This is a genomic window from Streptococcus mitis (assembly GCF_003942865.1).
Lineage (GTDB): Bacteria > Bacillota > Bacilli > Lactobacillales > Streptococcaceae > Streptococcus > Streptococcus mitis_BI.
In genome coordinates this window covers 178,050-199,283 of record NZ_RJNZ01000003.1, presented here as the reverse complement: position 1 = coordinate 199,283, position 21,234 = coordinate 178,050, and the positions used below count along the sequence as shown (strand labels likewise).

Below are 21,234 nucleotides of genomic sequence, written 5' to 3'. Positions count from 1 at the left end.
CTCACAAAGATAGCAAGTCTTTCTTTTGCAAAAACCAAATGTCTTGTTTGATAGATTAGCTATTTAAACTGAATCAGGACATATCTTTTTAGAAAAGGAAAACTTCCACTTACTTAGAATCCAAGGATAGATACCTATTGTTCACTCATTTCTCGAACAGTTTTTTCTATATTTTTTGCATACGATATTGCTGAAATGATTGAAACACCGTCAACATTGGTCTTCATAATGTCTTTAATATGTTTCGTCTGTATCCCACCAATTGCAACTAAGGGCATTTGTGGCAATAGTTTTCTCATCAATTTAAGACATTCATAACCTATAGCACCACCAGCATCGTCCTTTGACTGGGTATCAAATACAGGACCTACACCAACATAATCTACATATTCAACTTTTGATTGTTGAAATTCTTTCTCGTTTTTTATAGAAAGACCAATTATTTTATCTGGCATCAATTTTCTAATTTCATCAACTCCAAGGTCATCTTGTCCTACATGTACGCCATCAGCGTCAATTTCCATTGCCAAATCTATATCATCATTAACGATAAATGGAACATTGTATTTTTTACAAAGATCCTGTAGTTTTATTGCTAATTCGACTTTTTCTTTACCTTCCAGGGCCCCCTCACCTTTTTCACGGAATTGAAATAAGGTTATACCACCTTTTAAGGCTTCCTCGACGACTCTATATAGATCTTTTCCCTGGCAAGTAGTCGTTCCACAAATAAAATATAGTTTTAGTAATTCTTTTTGAAACATCTTACTTCACTCTTTTGAATTTCTTTACATCTTCATCTGTAATCTCGTATAAGGCATTTATAAATTCAACTTTAAATGTCCCTGGTAAATGCCCATTGGGGCGTTTTGCTGCCATTTCTCCAGCGATATTGTAAACCAACATTGCTGTTTCTAATGATTTCAATTCTTGACCTTTTTCTAGTCCGATAAAGCTTGCTACTACAGCACCTAATAAGCATCCTGTCCCAATAACTTTTGGCATCATGGCACTACCATTATGAATCGTCACCACTTCTCCATTTACCGCAATAGCATCCACTTCACCTGTTACTACTATTGGAATATTGAACTTTTCATTTGCTGCTAGAGCAATTTCATCAATATTATCTACGCCTGCACTATCTACTCCTTTAGATGCCACATTTATTCCCACTAAAGAGGCAATCTCGCCAGCATTCCCCCTTATCGCTGCTAGTTTATAATTGTTGATTAGATCATCTGCTACTTTTTTTCTATATTCTCCTGCTCCACAGGCTACAGGATCTAGAACTGCTGGGACATTATATTTCTCTGCAATTTTCAAAGCAGCTTGGTATAATTTCCAATTTTCATCTGTCAATGTTCCTATGTTTATTAATAAACCACCAGCATACTTTAACAAATCCTCTAAATCTGCAGGAAACTCACTCATAGCTGGTGATGCACCCAGTGCTACTAATCCATTTGCTGTGAAATTTTTTACTACATCATTGGTTATACAAATGACTAATGGTGCTTTTTCTTTTAATAATTTTAAACTTGTCATATTGAAATCCTTCCTTTTCACTTTATACGATCTACTGATTTCGATTTATTTCTATCTTTCGTTAAGAAATTTTTTTATTTACATTGAATGATTTATGCTCAATGAAAATCAAAGAGCAAACTAGGAAGCTAGCCGCAGGTTGCTCAAAGCACTGCTTTTAGGTTGTAGATAAGACTGACGAGGTCAGTCACATATATAATCTAAGGTGAAGCTGACGTGGTTTGAAGAGATTTTCGAAGAGAATTACCTCATCAAATTTGTAAATATCCTAAACTTTCTCTAGGCGTCATAACCAATATCAAAAAAGGCTAATTCTAAAGCGACCGCTTGATTCCAGCGTTCCTGAAGTTCTGTCAAATCTTCTCGACCTTTCCCGACACGATTGAGTTCGTCAACCAGAAATTGAACCCACTCTGTAAAGAAAGGACCTCTGTGGAGATTGATCCATTCGGAATGAATGTAGGCTTCAGGTAGAGCCAAATCTTTAGAACCCCAGTCTAAATAGAGACCTTCTGCAATGACCAGCATGACCAAAAGATGAGCATAGTCTGATGAAGTCACTGCCGAATACATAAGATTCTGAAAGGCTTTTGTTACAGGATGCAAGGTCACTTCTAGATAGTCATTCTCTGCTACTTTTAACTCTTTAAAAGCCTTTTGGAAATAACCGTCTTCATCTGCTTCAAGAAAGCCTAGTTGCTTGGCAAAACGAAGCTTAGATTCAAGCTGGTCTGCGTGGGCTACGCAAGCACCCAGCATGGATAAGAAGGCATCAAAGAAGTGATAATCTTGAACTAGGTATTCTTTTAAGACCTTATTCTCAATTGTCCCCGCAAAAAGTTCCTTGACAAAACGATGATTGATTGCAGCCTGCCAATCCTTCTGACTGCTTTTTAATAATTCTCCAACAGTCAAACCTGGCTCAAATGCATAGTCTTGTGTTTCCATATTTACTTCTCCTCTCTTTACTCACTAGTAATTAATAAAACACCAAGAGATACCAAGCAAAATCGTAATTCCACTTGATCCTTTTAAAGAACATAGAGGGCATTTGCAGAGAGCTACCTAATACTCTTCGAAAATCTCTTCAATCCACGTCAGCTTCGCCTTGCCGTACTCAAGTACAGCCTGCGGCTAGCTTCCTAGTTTGCTCTTTGATTTTCATTGAGTATAAACAAGCCTATCCAGTTTTATATAAACAAAAAAACTCCAATTACAATCAAGAATTAGAGTTGACTTACAAGATTAGATAGTTCATTTCGCCATACGAAAAAAACTGTTCACATTTCCCTTCGCCAGTCTTAACTGTATCAGGTTCAATGGGTATCATCTCAGCCTAAAGCACCCCAAATGTCTTTATTATTTAATCACTGCACCAGTATAGCAAAAAATGAAAGCCCTAGCAAGATATTTGATTGCAAAATATATTTATATTGTTTTAAATGGTGATTTATTCCTCCTATAGACGAAGAAAAACCTCCACATCAAGTGGAGGCAAGCTGTTTTATCAATACAATTTTAAGTCGCGTGGGTCAACTGGGAAGGTTGGGTTGTATGGGTTGTGACGGAGTTTGAAGTGTTTGACATCTTCAATAGTCTGAGTTCCAGACAACTGCATGACTGTCTTCAATTCCGCATTCAAATGCTCAAAGACTTGACGCACACCGACACTACCACCGAGGGCCAAACCATAGATGACAGGGCGGCCAATAGCTACCAAGTCTGCTCCTGAGGCCAAGGCTTTAAAGACGTGTTGACCACGACGAACACCTGAGTCAAAGACAATTGGCACGCGTTTGTCAACCGCTTCAGCTACTTCTTGAAGTGAATCGAAGGCAGCTGGTCCACCGTCGATTTGGCGGCCACCGTGGTTGGTTACCCAGATACCAGAAGCTCCTGCAGCAAGCGAACGTTCAACGTCCTCACGGCATTGTGGTCCCTTGACATAAACAGGAAGTCCTGAGTATTCAGCGATAAATTCTACATCACGTGGAGACAAACGTTGTTTAGCTGATTTGTAAACAAAGTCCATTGATTTTCCAGCGCCTTCTGGTAGGTATTCCTCAACAATCGGCATGCCAACTGGGAAGACAAAAACATTACGTTTGTCCACCTCACGATTGCCCCCTACAGTAGCATCTGCCGTCAAGACAATCGCTTTATAACCTTCAGCCTTGACACGGTCCATGATGTGGCGGTTGATTCCGTCATCCTTACTAAAATAGAATTGGAACCAGTGAGGTGTTCCTTGAAGGGCTTCCGTAATTTCTGGAAGATCTACAGTAGAGTAGGAACTAGTTGTATAGAGGGAACCAAACTCATGCACACCACGCGCAGTCGCCACTTCACCCTGTTCATTTGCCAATTTATGAGCCGCAACAGGCGCCATAATGATTGGTGAAGATAATTTCTCGCCTGCAAATTCAATCTCTGTACTTGGATTTTCTACATTGCAAAGTGTATGCGGAACGATGAGTTTGTGGTTAAAGGCACGAATATTCTCACGCAAAGTGAAAGTATCTTCCGCCCCACTAGCAATATAGCCAAATGCTGCTTTAGGAATAACTTGTTGCGCCATTGGCTCCAAATCATAAGTATTAATGAAATCTACATGACCTTCTGCATTGCTTGTTTTGTATGACATAAAATGCCCTCCTTAATAAGTAAGCGTTTACTTTGTATATTACAAAAATATCTTAACTCTTTTTTCAAAACTTTTCAAATATTTTGTTTGTAAATTTCATACTTTCAATCATTTTACAGAGATAATAAAAAATGATAAACTTTCTTAAGTTATGGAAATTCAAATAATCTTTTCATTTTCTAGTCTAAAAAAGAAATCAGGTAATCCTAGTGACTACCTGATTTTCTATGTTTTAGGCATTTTGCCAATTTTCTTGGTCTTCTTTAAAGCGTTTAAGGAGGTCCAGTCCTTCTGGTGTGATATAACCTTCTTCTTGGGCTAGGTGAATGAGCTCACTGTAGTTAGAAAGCGTCACAAGTTTGACACCTGCATCTGAGAAGTTCTTATCTGCTTTTGGCAATTGGTAGCTGAAAATCGCTACAACACCAAGCACATCTGCTCCTTCTCGCTTTGCTGCTGCTACTGCTTCAAGAACAGAACCACCTGTTGAAATAAGATCTTCAACCACTACCATTTTTTGACCTTGAGCTACCCGACCTTCAATTTGGTTACCAGCTCCGTGGTCTTTTGGTTTGCTACGGATGTAGGCAAATGGCAGGTTCATCTTGTCAGCAATAATAGCTCCGTGTGGAATCCCAGCTGTTGCAGTACCTGCAATCACTTCTACCTCTGGAAAGGCTTCTTTGATAGCATCTACAAAGCCATTTTCAATTAAGGTACGAGTTTCTGGATAGGCAAGGGTCACACGGTTATCCGTATAAATGGGGGACTTGATACCAGATGCCCAAGTGAAAGGCTCCTCTGGTTTGAGGTAAACGGCTTGAATTTTCAAGAGGTGGCTAGCGATATCTTTAGCAAGTGTCATGGTATTCTCCTTTTATTTTTCTAATCTAGTTCTTTAATTCCAGTCCTGTGTCCATTCATCCTTGATGGCATGATAAGCTGCAACAGGATTCTCAGCTTGGGTAATAGGACGTCCCACTACGATATAGTCACTACCGATTTGATAAGCATCCGCTGGCGTCATGACGCGTTTTTGATCTCCTACTGCAGCACCTGCAGGACGAATGCCCGGTGTCAGACAGATAAAATCTGGATTGGTGGCCTGCTTGATGAGTTGCACTTCCTGAGCCGAGCAAACAACACCATCTAATCCCGCTTCAGCCGTCTTCTTGGCATAATGAATCACAGACTCTTGCAGGCTGGTTTGGATGTTTTGAAAATCCTGCATCTGAGCTTCTGATGTTGATGTAAGCTGAGTAACAGCAATCAATTTGGCTTGACTTCCAAGACCTTCACGCGCAGCCTTCATCATCTCTACGCCGCCAGCCGCATGAACATTTGTCATATCCACACCAAGCTGAGACAGGACCTTCATGGCTGACTTGACTGTATTAGGAATGTCATGCAGCTTGAGATCCAAAAAGACACTGTGCCCCAGACCTTTCAAGTAAGACACAATCTCAGGCCCCGTTGCGTAATAAAGCTCCATCCCTACCTTTAGATAAAGGCTTTCTTCTGCTGGAAAAAGAGCTAAAAATTCCTTGACCGCCTCAAAACTAGGAAAATCAAGAGCAATAACTGGACGATGTTCTCGCATAGGTTTCTCCTTTTACCTTTGCTAGTGAGAGAGTCTGGGCAACAGAAGCCACGAAAAAAGGAACCTGCCAACAGCAAGGTTCCACGAAAAATGGGTAGTCTCCACCCTTTCACCGTCTAACCTTAGCTGCCTCTCTGGACTGCTTTAAAGGTTTTTTACTATTCTATTATTTCTACTAGCACTTGTCAAGTAAAAACATGGTCACTAAAGAACTATGAGAGAAAAGATAAAGCCTAGCGCCGCGATGAACGTCGGGTCGTTTGGTTTTGATTGCCCTCTTCCTCCAGCTTTTTCCTTTCCTCTTCTAGTTTATTCTGCTGTTCTTCCAGCCTTTTCTTCTCTTCCTCTTTCTGTTTCTTCTCAGCTTCCTTAGCCTCTTGTTTGGCTTTTTCCTCAGCCTCCATGATTAATTTATCCGCCACAGTGTAGCTGTAAATTCCAGCTTCCATGTCAATCACACTTGGTTCTGACAATTGTGGCTTAATCTTACTATAGTAAGGCAATTTCTTACTCATTTCAGAAAGGGGAACCAAGACCTCGTCCGAATCATTCATAGTCAATCGAATTAGATCTGATGTCACCTTGCTTGGGGCTAGTTCCACCTTTTGGATAGCAGATTTGAGTTCGGGGCTAATTTGAGAAAGTTCTGAGGTAAAGGTCTTGATTTGTTCGCTGTCATTAAAGAGAACTGATATATAAGTTTCTGGCAGACTCACCAAACTCACCGAACTGGTCTCAAGCTGACCGCTTGAAAGGATTGGATAATGATTTTCTCCAGAAACATAGTAGGCCACAATATCATATTCCTTGACCTTGATTGTAAACTTGGTTGGAAATTGATAGACAAGCTGAGCTGATTCAACCCAATAGTTAGACTTAATCTGCTCTTCATATTTTGCCTTATCTAGCAGAAGGTTAATCGTATAATCCGAATCCTGAATGCCTGAAGCCTGTCGAATATCATCAGCTGTAGTTTGCACTGTTCCCTCAACACGAATATCCTTCATGGTCGCATAAGGGCTGAGCAAGTAGGCAGAGACAACCAATAAAAGCAGACTGAGAAACAAAATCGAGATAGCCCGCCAGATATGAACTCCTGGAATTTTCGGTTTGACCGGTTTTTCCTTTACAGGCTTTTTATCTGCCTTTTTATCCTCTTTCTTTGGTTCTTTGGATTTTGATTCTTCTTTGGCTACTTCTTTTTTGACGTCTTCTGACTCTTCTACTTTTTCTTCAGACTCTTCCTTAGCTGATTCTGGATCTTTTGGATCAGGCTCACTCTCTTTGTCCTCAGTTTCATCTAACTCTTCAGATTTCGAAGCCATTCGAGCTTGTCTTTCTTTTTCCTTCTCCTCAGCTAGGGCTGCCTCTTCTTCAGCCTTCTTTTTTAGATATTCTTGGTTTCGTTTCTGCCATTCTGATAACTCTTTAAATTCTTCGAGGATTTCTTTGCCCTCATTTTTCTTATCTTTTGACATTTACTTTCCTTATGATAAATCTTTTTTCAATAATTCATAAAAATCTGCTAGAGATTTCAATTCCTTGGAAGCCCTCATCTTAGCTTGGTAATCTTCCTTGTGGCTTAGTAAGTGAGAAAGTTTCTCTTCCAAACTGTCCAAGGTCAAATCGCTTTCTTGAAGCTCTTCCGCATAGCCTTTTTTTACAAAGTAAGCTGCATTTTCAATCTGGTCACCACGACTAGCTTCCCGACCAAGTGGCACAATAACATGTAATTTTGCCATAGCCAAGAGCTCAAAAATCGTATTGGCACCACCACGTGTCACAACAATATCAGCCAATTCCATCAAGGGTTGATAGAGATTGGTCACATAGTCAACACGAAAACGATTTTGGCTCAACTCGTTCAGACTAGAATCTCCAGTTAAATTGATAATATTGTAGCGCTCTGTCAGTTCTTTCTTATGGTCTGTCACCAATTGGTTAAAGACACGAGCACCTGCAGAACCACCGACAAACAATACAGTTGGCAATTTAGGATTAAAGTGGGTTTGGATATCCACCAATTCATCTGGTTCTAGAGTTTTTTGGTCTGAAACCTTGGTCACAGCTCCCACATGCTCGACCTTAGACAAACTTGAAGCTTGCTCAAAGGTTGAATACATCTTAGTCGCAAACTTATAGGCGATTTTATTGGCCAAGCCCATAGATAGGTCAGATTCATGAATAAAGACCGGTACTCCCGACATACGCGCAGCAATAACAGGCGGTACTGAGACAAAGCCCCCCTTTGAAAAAAGAGCCTGTGGGCGAAGTCGCAACATGATAAAGAGAGATTGGACGATTCCCCATCCAACTTTAAAGACGTCCAGCATATTTTGCCAAGAGAAATAACGACGCAATTTGCCAGTCGCAATAGAATGGAAGGTGACATCAAGACCCGACTTGAGGATTTCTTGGTGTTCAATCCCACGCTTGTCCCCAATATAGTGAACTTCCCAGCCATCTTCGATGAACTTAGGCATTAACAAAAGGTTGAGAGTAACGTGTCCAACCGTCCCCCCACCTGTAAAGACAATTTTTTTCATATTATTCCTTTAACTCCGCTACTGTGTCGATAAAGAGGTCGCCACGTACTTCAAAGTTAGCATACATATCCCAGCTGGCATTGGCAGGACTGAGAAGAACCACATCTCCTTGAGTCGCAAGCTCGTAGGCCTTGCGGGTTGCATCTGCAATATCAGTCGCATCCACATAAGCCACACCAGCCTTGTCTGCTGCCCGTTTAACACGTTCTGCAGACTGACCAAGGATGACCATCTTCTTGAGTCCAGTAATATCTGGCACCAATTCGTCAAACTCATTACCACGGTCCAAACCACCTGCAATCAAAATGACCTTGCTGTTGTCAAATCCTGACAAGGCTTTTTGAGTAGCCAAGATATTGGTTGACTTGCTATCATTATAGAATTTGACACCCTTGATTTCATCCACAAATTGGAGACGGTGTTTGACACCTCCAAAGGCTGAAAGAGTTTCTTTGATGATCTGGTTATCAACACCACGAAGCTTGGCAACAGCAATAGTCGCAAGGGCATTTTCCACATTGTGGCTACCTGGAACTCCGATTTCATTCGCTGCCATGACCACTTCCCCACGGAAGTAGAGCTGACCATCTTCCAAATAAGCTCCATCAACCTTTTCCTGTGTTGAAAATGGTACAACTGTAGCTTGTGTTTTTCTTGCCAATTCTTTTGCCAAGTCTTGGTTAAAGTTCAAGACAAGGAAATCAGACGCTGTCATCTTGTTCTGGATATTCCACTTGGCTGCTACATATTCCTCAAAAGAACCATGATAATCGATATGAGTTGGCATGAGGTTGGTAATAACCACAATCTCAGGATGGAATTCTTGAACGCCCATGAGTTGGAAAGAAGAAAGTTCCATGACAAGCGTGTCCTTGTCTGACGCAGTTTGTGCCACTTGACTAGCTGGATAGCCGATATTTCCTGATAAAAGACCATGTTGCCCAGCAGCAGTCAAAACTTCCCCAATCATGGTCGTTGTGGTTGTTTTACCATTTGAACCGGTAATACCAACAATCGGTGCTTCAGAAATCAAATAAGCCAATTCCACCTCAGTCAAGACTGGAATTCCCTTGGCCAAAGCCTTTTCAATCATGGGATTACTGTATGGGATGCCTGGATTTTTCACCATAAGGGCAAACTCTTCATCCAAGAGTTCCAAAGGATGGCCACCTGTGATAACCTTAATCCCTTCTTCCAGTAAACTTTGGGCAGCTGGATTGTCCTCGAAAGGCTTCCCATCATTTACTGTCACAATGGCACCTAGCTTGTCCAACAAACGAGCTGCAGATTCACCAGATTTAGCCAAACCTAAAACAAGGACTTTCTTATTTTTAAATTGATCTATTACTTTCATGTCTCGAACTCCATTTCTACTCTTACTATTTTACCATTTTTATGGAAATAAAAAAGCCACAAAGTGTGTTTGTGACTCTTTCTTCTAACTGAATCTCTCCATATCATCTATGTGATAAATCGGTAACTCGAATAACTTGGTCCACTTGCTCCCAAATCAGAGGATTGTGGGTAGCAATAATAATGGTCCGATTCGGATTTTTTAAAGATTCTAGGATGGAAAGTAATTCCTCAGAGTTTTTGGGGTCTAGTGAAGCAGTTGGTTCATCTGCCAGAATCAAAGGTGGATCCTTTAAAATTATCTTCGCTAGTGCAACACGTTGTGCTTCTCCTCCTGATAATTCAAAGATAGGTTGCTTTAAATCTAAATAAGAGAGGTTAACACGGTTTAGAGCTTGTTTCATCAAAGAGATTTTCTCTTTTTCTTTCAACTTTTTACCAACTAAACCCAGATTGAGATTCTCTTTGACAGTTTGACTTTCAATTAAGCCAAAATCTTGAAATAAGTATCCTAAGTAATCTCTAAAGAAAACAGAAGGCTTGATGTCCTTAAGAGAAGTACCATCATAGATGATTTGTCCTTTGTCATATGGCTCTAGTCGTCCAATCATATTCAAGAGTGTTGTCTTACCACAGCCACTTGTACCGATTAAGGCATAAATTTTCCCACCTTCAAAATGAAGATTCGTATCTGAAAATAGCTGACGGCTTCCAAATTTTTTAGATATATTCTTTAGTTCAATCATCCTATTTTCCTTTCATAATTGTCATAGAAACACGAGATTCTTTCTGCGCTTGACGGTAAAGCGTCAAAACTGCACTAGCTAGAAAGACTAATAAAGTGAGCAAGCCAATCACCAAGTCTCGACTGCTTAAAATAAAGAGACTAGCACCAAATACAAAACTGGCAAATTGACTAACCATATACTGAGCATGTGTTTCAAAAAATCGTAAACCTGAAATTCGTTTAATCAAGATATCTCGGCGGAATTGCTCGAAATATAGAAGATTGACAGAATAAAAGAGTAACAAGGAACTAGCTATTCCAACAATAGCTCCTAGGATTAAAGTTGCTGTTTCAGTTTGAACTTCATTATAACGAGTTAGATAAACACTTCTTCCTTCTTTAAGATAGGATACTTGCTCATAAATTCCAGCTTCCTTCAAGAGTTCTAGCCCACTCTCATATCCTTTGATAAAGAGTTGTTTTCCAGCATTGATAGACCAACTAGATTTGGAAATGATACTATCACCTGTAGATGTTGGAGTAAATACAACTAAAATCGGATCAGTTAAGTACTGGATGGATACCGGGCTTTCACCGTTATTATAAACAAATCGTTTTTCTCCTGTTGGAAGATAGCTAACAATCGCTCTCATTTCATACTCTAAAGGAGCGTCTTTATCCTCGCTTGATTTTCCGTAATAGTTCAAACGTTCTTCAAAAACTTTCTTAAGTTCTGCTTCCTGTGAACGAAGTGATTCTGGTAATAAGAGTCCAAATTCACCTTTTTGAAGATGAGCTAGTTTCTGTCTAGTCTCATCATTTACTGCCACATTTTCCTTATCCAAATAACTTGGACTGACATAGAGAACATTAGCATCTGGACTATAGGTATCCAGTGTCTCTCCCTGTTCATTTTTTCCTTGAGGATTTGCAAAATGAATGAGATTATCTTTTACAAATAGAGCCTGTTCTTTTTCAACTGCTTCTTTGGAAAATTCATACCACTTATTCAGATTTTCTGTATCTTTTCCTCTATCACCTAAACCAAAAGAAATTTGATAATAGTCTGCTCTGTCCTGCCATGCTTGTTTTGAAATTTCAAGTTCTTTCAATCGTTGGTAAGACGTCAAACCCGTCTTAACAGCGTAGCCTACTGTAAAAACAGCTACTAACTGACACAATAGGGTTAAAGTCATCAAGCGTTTAAGGGGTAATCTCCCCTTAATAACGGGAACTAATGCTTTGTAACTCAAACTCATTAGGTAAAGGAGCATTAGTAAAATTGAAATCCCCAATAAAAACAAAAGGTAAAAACTAATCCCAAAACCATAGGTAGCTAACAAGATAGGATAAAACAAACCTTGACTAAATAGAACGACTCCCCCACCTAGGAAGGAAAGGAGGGCTGATAGAAGGAGCCACTTGATATCAGTCGATAAAGAATGCCCCATGATGGATAAGAGAGTCTGACCAGAAAAGAGTTTTATACCTGCAGCTCTCATTTCCTTAATCCGAGTGATAATCACTAGAGCAAAGAAAGATAAGCCAAATATTGCTAAACTAATTAAAATAAGGGGAATTAGTAACATTCTAAAAGCAAGAGAATAGGGCGGTGTCTTTCGGTCAGGAATTGCTTTATAACCCAAATCTCCTAATTTATCGGCAAGCTTTTCTTTCGTCAAGGAGCCTGACAAAAGGAGATAACTATTTAGCGGATCACTACGTTCACGACTTTCTTGGCTAGCTTCTTGGAATTCTTTTGGTAAAGTTCCCTGACCATAAGTTGCATAAGTAAAGTGAGTCGTCCCATCCTTACTCGGCTCTACGATTCTTCTAGCTATTAAACTCTGTTCTGAGTTTGCAAAATTCTCCAATTCCTGTTCAAATACCTCACGCGTCGGTTCCTGAGTATCCTTTTTGACACGAAGTAAGGAGACGGAATCATAGCTTGCATATAAATATTGTGGCGCACGTAAGACAATAATCCAAGCAAAGAAAAAGCTGAGAAAAAAAGTTGATAATAATATGAATAGTTTCTTCATAGTAGACTCCTTGTATAAGAGAATAACTCTATAGAAAGAAATTTTACATTTTATAAATTCTTAGAATTATTCTCCTAGTTTAATCCATCACACCCTGAGCACCAAGACAATAAATTTAATCCTTCCTCGTTTTGAAAACGATTTCTTTTTACTTAAGTATATCACTTTTTATATAATCTATCAACATATTTTACTAAGATATCATTAGTAATGAAGTTTTATAATTTCCTAAAAAATAGAAGACATTAGAGGATTTTATTCCAGTTATCGCCTTCATACTTTACAAGCAAAAGAGATGATGTTATAGTAAAAGGCAATTCAAACTATTGTAAAATTTCTACAAAAAAAAGAGAGCCGAAACTCTCTTTTTATCTTCTTTTGTTTTTACTAACCGACATGAGGGTAATATCTCGCAAGCTAAAGTATGCTAGGAAGAGCATGGCGATTGCAATAAAGAATTCTGTCGGTAGCTGAAAGATTTGCAGGACAGATAGCATCAGCAAAATCAAAAGTGCTACAAAAGCAAATACGACAAGGACGATATTGACTGTCCCTTTAATGCTTTCTGGTGTCGCAAATACATAGAGTAGTAATAAGAGGAGTCCTATGATTAAATAAACCATCTTTATCTCTTTCTAGCTCTTATTCAGCTGATTTTTTCTTCTTGTTAGCTTTCTCACGCTCTGCCTTGTTAAGGATTTGTTTACGCAAACGGATAGACTCAGGCGTTACTTCCATGTACTCATCGTCATTCAAGAACTCAAGAGACTCTTCAAGTGTCAAGATACGAGGAGTCTTGATAACAGCTGTTTGGTCCTTAGTAGCTGAACGGACGTTGGTCATTTGTTTTGCCTTAGTGATGTTAACTGTCAAGTCGTTCTCACGAGAGTTTTCACCGATAATCATTCCTTCGTAAACCTCAGTACCTGGGTTGACAAAGATTGTACCACGTTCTTCGATAGACATGATTGAGTAAGTTGTAGCCTTACCAGCATCGATAGAAACAAGGGCACCACGGTGACGACCACCAATTTCACCTGGAATCAATGGCAAGTATTGGTCAAAGGTATGGTTCATGATACCGTAACCACGAGTCATTGACAAGAACTCAGTTGAGTATCCTATCAAACCACGCGCTGGAACAAGGAAGACCAAACGAGTTTGACCATTACCAGTTGAAATCATATCCAACATTTCACCCTTACGTTCAGAAAGGCTTTGGATAACAGACCCTTGGTATTCTTCTGGAGTGTCGATTTGTACACGTTCAAATGGTTCGCATTTAACACCATCGATTTCTTTTACGATAACTTCTGGACGAGATACTTGAAGTTCATATCCCTCACGACGCATTGTTTCGATAAGGATTGACAAGTGCAATTCTCCACGTCCTGAAACAGTCCATTTATCTGGTGAATCAGTTGGGTCAACACGAAGGGAAACGTCTGTTTGCAATTCTGCCTGCAAGCGTTCTTCTACCTTACGAGAAGTTACCCATTTACCTTCTTTACCAGCAAATGGTGAGTTGTTAACCAAGAAAGTCATTTGAAGAGTTGGCTCATCGATGTGTAGGATTGGAAGAGCTTCTACTGCATCTGTCGGAGTAATGGTTTCACCGACAAAGATATCTTCCATACCTGAAACGGCAATCAAGTCACCTGCTTTAGCTTCTTGGATTTCACGACGTTCCAAACCAAAGAAACCGAAGAGTTTTGTAACACGGAAGTTTTTAGTTGTGCCATCAAGTTTAGAAAGGGTAACTTGGTCCCCAACCTTAACAGTACCACGGAAGACACGACCGATACCGATACGTCCAACGAAGTCATTGTAGTCCAAAAGTGACACTTGGAACTGCAAAGGCTCATCTGAGTTATCTACTGGAGCTGGGATATGGTCGATAATTGTGTCAAAGATTGGTGCCATAGTCGCTTCTTGGTCAGCTGGATCATCTGACAATGAAGAAGTTCCGTTGATAGCTGAAGCATACACCACTGGGAAGTCAAGCTGGTCGTCATCAGCACCAAGCTCGATGAACAGTTCCAAGACTTCGTCCACTACTTCTGCTGGACGAGCTGATGGTTTATCGATTTTGTTAACAACCACGATTGGAACAAGGTCTTGTTCCAAAGCTTTTTTCAATACGAAACGAGTCTGTGGCATTGTTCCTTCGTAGGCATCTACGACCAAAACAACACCGTCAACCATTTTCATGATACGCTCAACTTCTCCACCGAAGTCCGCGTGTCCTGGTGTGTCCATGATGTTGATACGAGTTCCGTTGTAGGCAACGGCTGTATTTTTAGCAAGGATGGTAATTCCACGCTCTTTCTCGATATCGTTCGAGTCCATAGCACGCTCAGCCAATTCAGTACGTGCATCAAGCGTTTCTGATTGTTTCAATAATTCGTCAACGAGGGTTGTTTTACCGTGGTCAACGTGGGCGATAATCGCAATGTTACGGATATCTTCTCTTAATTTTGTCATGATTTCCTCTATAATATTCAAAATTTATTTTCTAACTGAACGATTATACCATAATTTCAAGTAAATAACATAACTCAAGCAAGTGTAAATGTTTTCACTCTGCTTTTCTTTTCACGTCAAGCCTTTTCAAAGCAAGCGACTTATGATAAGATAGGCACAGTATGCGTTTAGATAATTTATTAGCCCAAGAAAAAATCAGCCGAAAGGCCATGAAACAAGCCTTACTCAGAGGAGAAATTCTAGTCGATGGTTGCCCTGCCCGCTCCCTAGCCCAAAATATCGATACAGGTCTACAAGAACTCCTTTTTCAAGGACAAATCGTTCAAGGCTATGAGCACACCTACCTTATGCTTCATAAACCTGCTGGTGTCGTTACAGCCAATAAAGACAGGGAACTTCCAACCATCATGGACCTCCTTTCTCCTGACATCCAATCTGACAAGCTCTATGCCGTCGGCCGACTGGACCGAGATACGACAGGACTCCTCCTCATGACCGATAACGGACCCTTGGGCTTTCAGCTCCTCCATCCCCAATATCATGTCGATAAGACTTATCGAGTTGAGGTTAATGGACTTCTGACACCTGACCATATCCAAGCCTTTCAAAAGGGAATTGTCTTTTTAGATGGTACTGTCTGTAAACCCGCAAGACTAGAGATTCTATCTGCAAGTCCTTCCTTCAGTCAAGCCTCTATTACCATTTCAGAAGGAAAATTTCATCAGGTCAAGAAAATGTTCCTTTCGGTTGGTGTCAAGGTGACTTCTCTCAAACGAGTTCAGTTCGGTGAGTTTACATTAGACCCAGAACTAGCAGAAGGTCAATACCGTCCCTTGAACCAAGAGGAATTGAAAATTATTAAAAACTACATAGAGAAAAGTGGATAAAACAAAAAAGCTTTCAAATAAAGCTTTTTTGTTTTACACTAGTTAATTCATAAAAAGAATCAATCCTAAAACCCAATTAATTACGGAAACTACAATTCCTACAATAGCTATAATTTTTTCTGTTTTATAGTCTAGTCCAGATTCTTTTTGAAGTGAGTTAGCATACAATAAACTGGTAATACCTAAACCAATACCTCCCAACGGAAATAACAAACCAAGAATAATCGACAAGATACCCACAAAAAGTGGATTTTTCTTCTTTTCTTTCATGTTCTAAGAACTCCTTAAATTTTATACAAATTAATTATACTATAAAACAATAGCTTCATCCTATCATTCGACTAATTTGGAAATAAGGTTAGCTAGTCTTCACTTTCCCTTTCCAAGAATCCAATCCATAAGAAAGGATATAAATCTCAGAAAAACCTTGTTTTTTCAGATAGAGTGCTGCATTTGTGACACGTTGCGCACGTTGATTTTCGTAAAGAAGGACAGGTTTCTCCTTACGAAGGGCTACAAGACTAGTCTTCAAATGACTCGAAGGAATATTGCGAGCCCCAAGGATATGTTTTCTGTGGAATTCAGCTGGCTCACGCAAATCAATCAATTGACCCGTACGAATCAAGGCTTCAAACTCCTCATTGTCTACAATTTTAGCCGCACGACGAATACGAAGATAGTTAAAGCCCATCCATGCCAACATTGCTAGTATAAGTGCCCACAAAATCCAAGTAACCATTAGTTCATTTCTCCATTTTTCTCAATATAATCCAATTCTACCTTGTGCTCTCTGCGTAGAACCGCTTCTGCTTCTAGATAGTCTAGTTTATCCATCAACCCTGCATCGTAAATCCGAGAGAGTTCCAACTTCATCAGTTCAATATCATATAAGCGTTTTCCCATGTAAACAATAATACCAAATCGTTTGAGGAATTGCTGCACATCATAGAATGTTTTCATAAGACTCATTTTAGCAAAATTTTGTGTTTTTTTCAAGAAGAGACTCACACACTCCCCCTTATTTTCCTATCATCTTTGGCGATTCTGACGCAAGTGTGGTACAATAAAAACATGAGAATTCAACAATTACACTATATTATCAAAATCGTCGAAACTGGCTCCATGAATGAGGCAGCCAAGCAACTCTTTATCACCCAGCCGAGTCTTTCCAATGCTGTGAGAGATTTGGAAAACGAAATGGGCATTGAAATCTTTATCCGCAATCCCAAGGGCATCACCTTGACCCGTGATGGGATGGAGTTCCTCTCCTATGCCCGTCAGGTTGTCGAGCAGACCCAGCTTTTGGAAGAACGCTATAAAAATCCTGTCGCCCACCGCGAACTCTTTAGCGTTTCCTCCCAGCACTATGCCTTTGTGGTCAATGCCTTTGTCTCTCTGCTCAAGAAAAGTGATATGGAGAAATACGAGCTCTTCCTTCGTGAAACTCGTACTTGGGAGATTATCGACGACGTCAAGAACTTCCGTAGTGAGGTCGGTGTCCTATTTTTTAACAGCTACAACCGTGATGTTTTAACCAAAATGCTGGATGACAACCACCTGCTGGCTCATCATCTCTTTACCGCCCAACCGCATATCTTTGTCAGTAAGACCAATCCTCTGGCAAAGAAAGACAAGGTCAAACTAGAAGACTTGGAGAACTTCCCTTACCTCAGCTATGATCAAGGAACTCACAACTCCTTCTACTTCTCTGAAGAGATTCTCTCGCAGGAATACCACAAAAAATCTATCGTAGTCAGCGACCGCGCTACCCTATTTAACCTCTTGATTGGTCTGGATGGATACACGATCGCAACAGGTATTTTGAATAGCAACCTCAACGGAGACAATATTGTTTCTATCCCACTGGACATTGATGACCCTATCGAGCTGGTCTATATCCAGCATGAAAAAACCAGCCTATCTAAGATGGGCGAACGCTTTATCTACTATCTCCTAGAAGAAGTCCAGTTTGATAGTTGAGAATAGTATTAAGATGCTAAAAATATATATGGGGACAAAAAATGAAAAAGATTATACTTGCGAGTACAGTTGTCCTATCTATTTTAGGATTCACTCAAGCAACTGTCCAGGCTCAAGAAAATAAAGCAGAGTCAGTACGAGAAAATGTAACAATTCCTCATTCAAGTACTTCAAAAATCGAAAACAAAGAAAAATCGAAAGAGAAGGTCGAAAAAACAGACAATTCTTCTAAAATTGATGATAAAGAAGAAAAAATAGAGAAAAAAAATCCCGCTACAGCAGAGAAAAAGTCTGAAGTAAAAAAAGAAGAAACAAAAGTTGAAAAAATCAAAGAAGATTGGCAAGAAGAAAATAATAACTGGCGCTTTTACGAACACAATAAACCTGTTACCAACTGGAAAAAAATCCAAGGAAAGTGGTACTACTTCAACAACGATGGAAATCGACTAAGCAATACAACCTTTGATGGTTATGTATTCAATAAAGATGGAGTAATGGCTGAGAACGGTTGGAACTTCATCAATGGAAAGTGGTACTTTGCTAGTTCTTCAGGAAAAATTTCTCAAAATAAATGGGAAAAAATTGCTGATTCTTGGTATTACTTCGACAAAGATGGAATCATGCTTAGTAATACTACTTTTGACAGCTACTTACTGACTAAAAGTGGTGCTATGGTCACAAACGGCTGGGCAAAAATCGACCAAAATTGGTACTATGCAACATCCTCTGGAAAAATTTCTCAGGACAAGTGGGAGAAAATCAATGGTTCTTGGTACTACTTTGATAAAAAGGGAATCATGTTAAGTTCAACTACATTTAAGGGCTACCTATTTAATAACAGTGGTGCTATGGCTGAAAATAGCTGGGTAAAAATTAAAGATACCTGGTTCTATGCGAACGCATCTGGAAAATTTGTCCAAAACAAATGGGAAAAAATCAGCGGTTCTTGGTATTCTTTTGCTCAAGATGGAGCTATGTTAGCCGATAAATGGTCAGGAAGCTATTATCTAAAAACCAATGGGGCTATGGCTGATAATGAATGGATATTTGATAAAAATTATAACAGCTGGTTCTTTTTGAAGCGTGGTGGAATGTATGCATCAAAAGAATGGATTGGAGCTTATTACCTCAAAGCTGGTGGTTATATGGCTAAAAAAGAGTGGATTTACGACGACACTTATAAGGCCCGCTACTACTTAGATGATAATGGGCATTATGTTTCTGGAACTTACAAAATTGACGGTAAAGACCATCTATTCCACAAAAATGGTCAATGGATTTCTGAGGTCTCAAAAGAAGTTGGGTTTGTAAAAGGCCAATACAGTAAAACCATCTTTTTAGATCCTGGACATGGGGGAAGAGACTCAGGTGCATACTATTACAATGTCGCTGAAAAAGACCTCAACATGCAGGTGTATCGTAAATTACGCAAAAAATTAGAAGAACTTGGCTACAAAGTTCTCACTTCACGTGATAGTGATATTGATGTAGATTTTGTTACAGAACGTTCTCGTATGGTTAACAAGACTAACTCTGATATCTTTATTAGTATTCACTTCAATGCAACTGGTAACGCGTACTCTAGAGCTAGCGGTATTCAAACCTATTCCTATAGTGATGAACCTGATTATCCAAGTAAAATCAACCCATACTGGCATAACCATCCTGACCGTATGAGCGAAAGCAAGCGCCTCGCAGCAGCTATCCATTCTTCATTGTTAGCTGAAACTGGTGCTAAAGATGCTGGTTTATTGGAAAGAAGCTTTGCCGTTCTTCGAGAAACTGCTAAACCAGCCGTCCTCCTAGAGCTAGGTTATATGGATAATTTCGCTGAAAATCAACAGATTCGAGATAGCCACTATCAAGATAAGCTTGTAGCAGGTATCGTGAAAGGAATTCAAAAATATTACGCTGGTAAGTAAAAAAGGGTCTCGAGAAACCTCGAGGCCTTTTCTATTTGTCTTATTTTTTATCTTTATCAGGAAAGAGGTCCCAATACCAATGCAAGCTAGTACGCCCGCTCCAATTACCAAGCCACTTGAAATTGGTAAAAGGTCCAAAATTGCATTGGCGATGATAAAGGCAATAATCAAACACATCAGACTAGCCTTGTAATCTTTTTTTAAAAGATTCTCTAGAGTGAAAAAGAGGAAAAAGCCTACCGGAATGAGTGACCAGAAATTGACATCCAAACTTGGCCACCCAACAGAACCAAAATACAAAACCAAAGCTGAAACTAGCAAGAATCCAATACCTAATAATTTTTTCATTTTTATCTCCAATTTCTTTTTTAGGAACTTGAGTTATCTGATATCAACCCTTCACGTCCCTTACAAAAATTATTATAGCAGAGGTCAGTTTCAAGAACAAGTTCTTTTGCCTATCTGGTCTCTATCTCGGTCTAAGTGGTTCAATAATTAAAATGAAAGAAAAAGAAGCCCTAATGAGCTTCTTCATTCTAGTGATTGCAACAGTATTTCTGAACTAAAACAATCGACAGTTAGATTCTAAACTAGTTTTTTCTAGTTCGTATTTTTCTTTTCCTTAGATTCTAGAGAAGTTTTGATTGCTTCGCGTTCAGCCTGTAGTTGAGCTAAATTCTTCTCCTCTTCCTCAAGTTTACTAGTATCTGGTTTTACACGATAGTAAACATCTTCTGGTCTCGACAACATCGCTTCATACTGCTGTCCTGCAAACAGTCTCTCCTCGTCATGATTGCTGTTATCTGTTAGTTTTCCATCATCACCAGGTTTCATGACAACTCCACTTGGTACGGCAACTACCACAAATCCTCCAGCAACAGAATCTTTTACCCAAGCACTTAGAGAAGCGGTCTCAGAGTTACGACGATCTTGACCTTTTGACCCTTTTAGTTCAGTAATATATTCAAATTTTTGACCATCTCTATAACTAGTTGCATACATTTCACCAGACTCATTAATGACATATTCATTGCCCGACAGTGTACGCCATGTACCTTTCAAACTTGATAAATCATTATTTCTTAATGCTTCAATATCCAGTTTCGGAACTGCAGTTTCTTCTTTTAGCTTGCTAACAAGTGCTTCTGCTTCAGTAATCTTGGTGTCTAAATCAGTCAGTTGATCCTTGAGTTTCTGGATTTTCTCTTGCTTATCTTTATCAATCTCATCTGTTTTTCCTTGGCTTGTAGATGTTTGACTTGTTGACTCTTTAGTTGAAGTTACAGACGATGCTGGACTTGACTCTTTATTTGCCTTATTAGATGAGAATAAGAAGATACTTGCTAAAATTGCAACAACCAAAAGACTAATAGCAATGCCAATATAGACTTTTATTTTAAATACCTTGCTCCTAATTGTAGCTGGAGAAGAGCCTTTCACTCCCTTCGAGACACTTGTTTTAGGATCATTTGTCTCTTCAAAATTTTTCTTAGTCATAGTA

General features: G+C 39.4%; 20 protein-coding genes, 1 pseudogene and 1 riboswitch. Of the genes and pseudogenes, 3 read left to right on the top strand and 18 right to left on the bottom strand.

Annotation, left to right across the window (positions count from 1 at the left end):
* Positions 1-134: 134 nt before the first annotated feature.
* The 13 genes from thiE to typA form a co-directional block, all read right to left on the bottom strand.
* A complete protein-coding gene (gene thiE / locus D8845_RS04150; RefSeq protein ID WP_125452575.1) occupies positions 135-764 on the bottom strand; it encodes a thiamine phosphate synthase in 630 nt (209 codons plus the stop codon).
* A 1-nt stretch (position 765) separates the two neighbouring features.
* Positions 766-1,548, bottom strand: a complete 783-nt coding sequence (gene thiM / locus D8845_RS04145) for a hydroxyethylthiazole kinase (RefSeq protein WP_185757378.1) — start codon at positions 1,546-1,548, stop codon at positions 766-768.
* Positions 1,549-1,827: 279 nt separating this feature from the next.
* A complete protein-coding gene (locus D8845_RS04140; protein WP_125452573.1) occupies positions 1,828-2,496 on the bottom strand; it encodes a TenA family protein in 669 nt (222 codons plus the stop codon).
* Positions 2,497-2,818: 322 nt separating this feature from the next.
* Positions 2,819-2,907, bottom strand: a riboswitch (TPP riboswitch).
* A gap of 148 nt (positions 2,908-3,055) precedes the next feature.
* Entirely contained in the window at positions 3,056-4,192 is a 1,137-nt protein-coding gene (lctO, locus tag D8845_RS04135; protein ID WP_125452572.1) for an L-lactate oxidase, read from the bottom strand.
* 232 nt (positions 4,193-4,424) lie between these two features.
* Positions 4,425-5,057: an orotate phosphoribosyltransferase gene (pyrE, locus tag D8845_RS04130; protein ID WP_004261667.1), complete on the bottom strand. Its 633-nt coding sequence runs from the start codon at positions 5,055-5,057 to the stop codon at positions 4,425-4,427.
* A gap of 33 nt (positions 5,058-5,090) precedes the next feature.
* Positions 5,091-5,792 (bottom strand): orotidine-5'-phosphate decarboxylase, encoded by a 702-nt coding sequence (gene pyrF, locus D8845_RS04125; RefSeq protein WP_125452571.1) that lies wholly within the window; start codon positions 5,790-5,792, stop codon positions 5,091-5,093.
* A 233-nt stretch (positions 5,793-6,025) separates the two neighbouring features.
* Positions 6,026-7,270, bottom strand: coding sequence for a cell division protein FtsQ/DivIB (locus tag D8845_RS04120; protein ID WP_125452570.1), 1,245 nt, complete (start codon positions 7,268-7,270; stop codon positions 6,026-6,028).
* A gap of 9 nt (positions 7,271-7,279) precedes the next feature.
* On the bottom strand, positions 7,280-8,338 hold the full coding sequence (locus D8845_RS04115) for a UDP-N-acetylglucosamine--N-acetylmuramyl-(pentapeptide) pyrophosphoryl-undecaprenol N-acetylglucosamine transferase (protein WP_125452569.1): 1,059 nt from the start codon (positions 8,336-8,338) through the stop codon (positions 7,280-7,282).
* 1 nt (position 8,339) lies between these two features.
* Positions 8,340-9,692, bottom strand: coding sequence for a UDP-N-acetylmuramoyl-L-alanine--D-glutamate ligase (gene murD, locus D8845_RS04110; protein ID WP_125452568.1), 1,353 nt, complete (start codon positions 9,690-9,692; stop codon positions 8,340-8,342).
* Positions 9,693-9,795: 103 nt separating this feature from the next.
* On the bottom strand, positions 9,796-10,437 hold the full coding sequence (locus D8845_RS04105; protein ID WP_000571283.1) for an ABC transporter ATP-binding protein: 642 nt from the start codon (positions 10,435-10,437) through the stop codon (positions 9,796-9,798).
* 1 nt (position 10,438) lies between these two features.
* Positions 10,439-12,460, bottom strand: a complete 2,022-nt coding sequence (locus D8845_RS04100) for a bacteriocin-associated integral membrane family protein (protein WP_125452567.1) — start codon at positions 12,458-12,460, stop codon at positions 10,439-10,441.
* Positions 12,461-12,828: 368 nt separating this feature from the next.
* Complete coding sequence (locus D8845_RS04095; protein ID WP_000262672.1) at positions 12,829-13,083, bottom strand: DUF3165 family protein; 255 nt, start codon at positions 13,081-13,083, stop codon at positions 12,829-12,831.
* Positions 13,084-13,102: 19 nt separating this feature from the next.
* Positions 13,103-14,944, bottom strand: coding sequence for a translational GTPase TypA (typA, locus tag D8845_RS04090; protein WP_000164111.1), 1,842 nt, complete (start codon positions 14,942-14,944; stop codon positions 13,103-13,105).
* A gap of 161 nt (positions 14,945-15,105) precedes the next feature.
* Here typA and D8845_RS04085 point away from each other — a divergent pair, with 161 nt between their 5' ends.
* Complete coding sequence (locus D8845_RS04085) at positions 15,106-15,831, top strand: 16S rRNA pseudouridine(516) synthase (protein ID WP_125452566.1); 726 nt, start codon at positions 15,106-15,108, stop codon at positions 15,829-15,831.
* A gap of 42 nt (positions 15,832-15,873) precedes the next feature.
* Here the strand turns inward: D8845_RS04085 and D8845_RS04080 are convergent, their stop codons facing one another.
* The 3 genes from D8845_RS04080 to D8845_RS04070 form a co-directional block, all read right to left on the bottom strand.
* On the bottom strand, positions 15,874-16,101 hold the full coding sequence (locus D8845_RS04080) for a hypothetical protein (protein ID WP_000660081.1): 228 nt from the start codon (positions 16,099-16,101) through the stop codon (positions 15,874-15,876).
* Positions 16,102-16,189: 88 nt separating this feature from the next.
* The gene (locus D8845_RS04075) at positions 16,190-16,570 is read right to left on the bottom strand and encodes a rhodanese-like domain-containing protein (protein ID WP_125452565.1); all 381 of its coding nucleotides are present in this window, start codon (positions 16,568-16,570) and stop codon (positions 16,190-16,192) included.
* Entirely contained in the window at positions 16,570-16,839 is a 270-nt protein-coding gene (locus D8845_RS04070) for a YqgQ family protein (RefSeq protein WP_185757376.1), read from the bottom strand. The genes D8845_RS04075 and D8845_RS04070 overlap by 1 nt, the downstream gene beginning before the upstream one ends.
* A gap of 63 nt (positions 16,840-16,902) precedes the next feature.
* On the opposite strand from D8845_RS04070, the gene D8845_RS04065 reads away from it, so the two are divergent.
* Together D8845_RS04065 and D8845_RS04060 are read left to right on the top strand one after the other, a co-directional pair.
* Positions 16,903-17,811: a LysR family transcriptional regulator gene (locus tag D8845_RS04065; protein WP_125452564.1), complete on the top strand. Its 909-nt coding sequence runs from the start codon at positions 16,903-16,905 to the stop codon at positions 17,809-17,811.
* 41 nt (positions 17,812-17,852) lie between these two features.
* Positions 17,853-19,733 carry an N-acetylmuramoyl-L-alanine amidase gene (locus D8845_RS04060; protein ID WP_125452563.1) on the top strand — a complete coding sequence of 627 codons (1,881 nt, stop codon included), beginning with the start codon at positions 17,853-17,855 and terminating at the stop codon, positions 19,731-19,733.
* A gap of 40 nt (positions 19,734-19,773) precedes the next feature.
* On the opposite strand, the pseudogene D8845_RS10555 reads toward D8845_RS04060, so the two are convergent.
* Together D8845_RS10555 and D8845_RS04050 are read right to left on the bottom strand one after the other, a co-directional pair.
* Positions 19,774-20,081 (bottom strand): annotated as a pseudogene (locus D8845_RS10555) (hypothetical protein).
* Positions 20,082-20,333: 252 nt separating this feature from the next.
* On the bottom strand, positions 20,334-21,230 hold the full coding sequence (locus tag D8845_RS04050) for a DUF6287 domain-containing protein (RefSeq protein ID WP_125452562.1): 897 nt from the start codon (positions 21,228-21,230) through the stop codon (positions 20,334-20,336).
* Between the last annotated feature and the right edge of the window lie 4 nt (positions 21,231-21,234).

Excerpts from the sequence above, each read along its gene's own strand:
- pyrE (WP_004261667.1), bottom strand. The coding sequence starts at position 5,057 with ATGACACTTGCTAAAGATATCGCTAGCCACCTCTTGAAAATTCAAGCC.
- lctO (WP_125452572.1), bottom strand. The coding sequence starts at position 4,192 with ATGTCATACAAAACAAGCAATGCAGAAGGTCATGTAGATTTCATTAAT.
- pyrF (WP_125452571.1), bottom strand. The coding sequence starts at position 5,792 with ATGCGAGAACATCGTCCAGTTATTGCTCTTGATTTTCCTAGTTTTGAG.
- thiM (WP_185757378.1), bottom strand. The coding sequence starts at position 1,548 with ATGACAAGTTTAAAATTATTAAAAGAAAAAGCACCATTAGTCATTTGT.
- D8845_RS04060 (WP_125452563.1), top strand. The coding sequence starts at position 17,853 with ATGAAAAAGATTATACTTGCGAGTACAGTTGTCCTATCTATTTTAGGA.
- D8845_RS04065 (WP_125452564.1), top strand. The coding sequence starts at position 16,903 with ATGAGAATTCAACAATTACACTATATTATCAAAATCGTCGAAACTGGC.
- D8845_RS04120 (WP_125452570.1), bottom strand. The coding sequence starts at position 7,270 with ATGTCAAAAGATAAGAAAAATGAGGGCAAAGAAATCCTCGAAGAATTT.
- typA (WP_000164111.1), bottom strand. The coding sequence starts at position 14,944 with ATGACAAAATTAAGAGAAGATATCCGTAACATTGCGATTATCGCCCAC.
- D8845_RS04075 (WP_125452565.1), bottom strand. The coding sequence starts at position 16,570 with ATGGTTACTTGGATTTTGTGGGCACTTATACTAGCAATGTTGGCATGG.
- murD (WP_125452568.1), bottom strand. The coding sequence starts at position 9,692 with ATGAAAGTAATAGATCAATTTAAAAATAAGAAAGTCCTTGTTTTAGGT.
- D8845_RS04105 (WP_000571283.1), bottom strand. The coding sequence starts at position 10,437 with ATGATTGAACTAAAGAATATATCTAAAAAATTTGGAAGCCGTCAGCTA.
- thiE (WP_125452575.1), bottom strand. The coding sequence starts at position 764 with ATGTTTCAAAAAGAATTACTAAAACTATATTTTATTTGTGGAACGACT.
- D8845_RS04095 (WP_000262672.1), bottom strand. The coding sequence starts at position 13,083 with ATGGTTTATTTAATCATAGGACTCCTCTTATTACTACTCTATGTATTT.
- D8845_RS04100 (WP_125452567.1), bottom strand. The coding sequence starts at position 12,460 with ATGAAGAAACTATTCATATTATTATCAACTTTTTTTCTCAGCTTTTTC.
- D8845_RS04085 (WP_125452566.1), top strand. The coding sequence starts at position 15,106 with ATGCGTTTAGATAATTTATTAGCCCAAGAAAAAATCAGCCGAAAGGCC.
- D8845_RS04080 (WP_000660081.1), bottom strand. The coding sequence starts at position 16,101 with ATGAAAGAAAAGAAGAAAAATCCACTTTTTGTGGGTATCTTGTCGATT.
- D8845_RS04050 (WP_125452562.1), bottom strand. The coding sequence starts at position 21,230 with ATGACTAAGAAAAATTTTGAAGAGACAAATGATCCTAAAACAAGTGTC.
- D8845_RS04115 (WP_125452569.1), bottom strand. The coding sequence starts at position 8,338 with ATGAAAAAAATTGTCTTTACAGGTGGGGGGACGGTTGGACACGTTACT.
- D8845_RS04140 (WP_125452573.1), bottom strand. The coding sequence starts at position 2,496 with ATGGAAACACAAGACTATGCATTTGAGCCAGGTTTGACTGTTGGAGAA.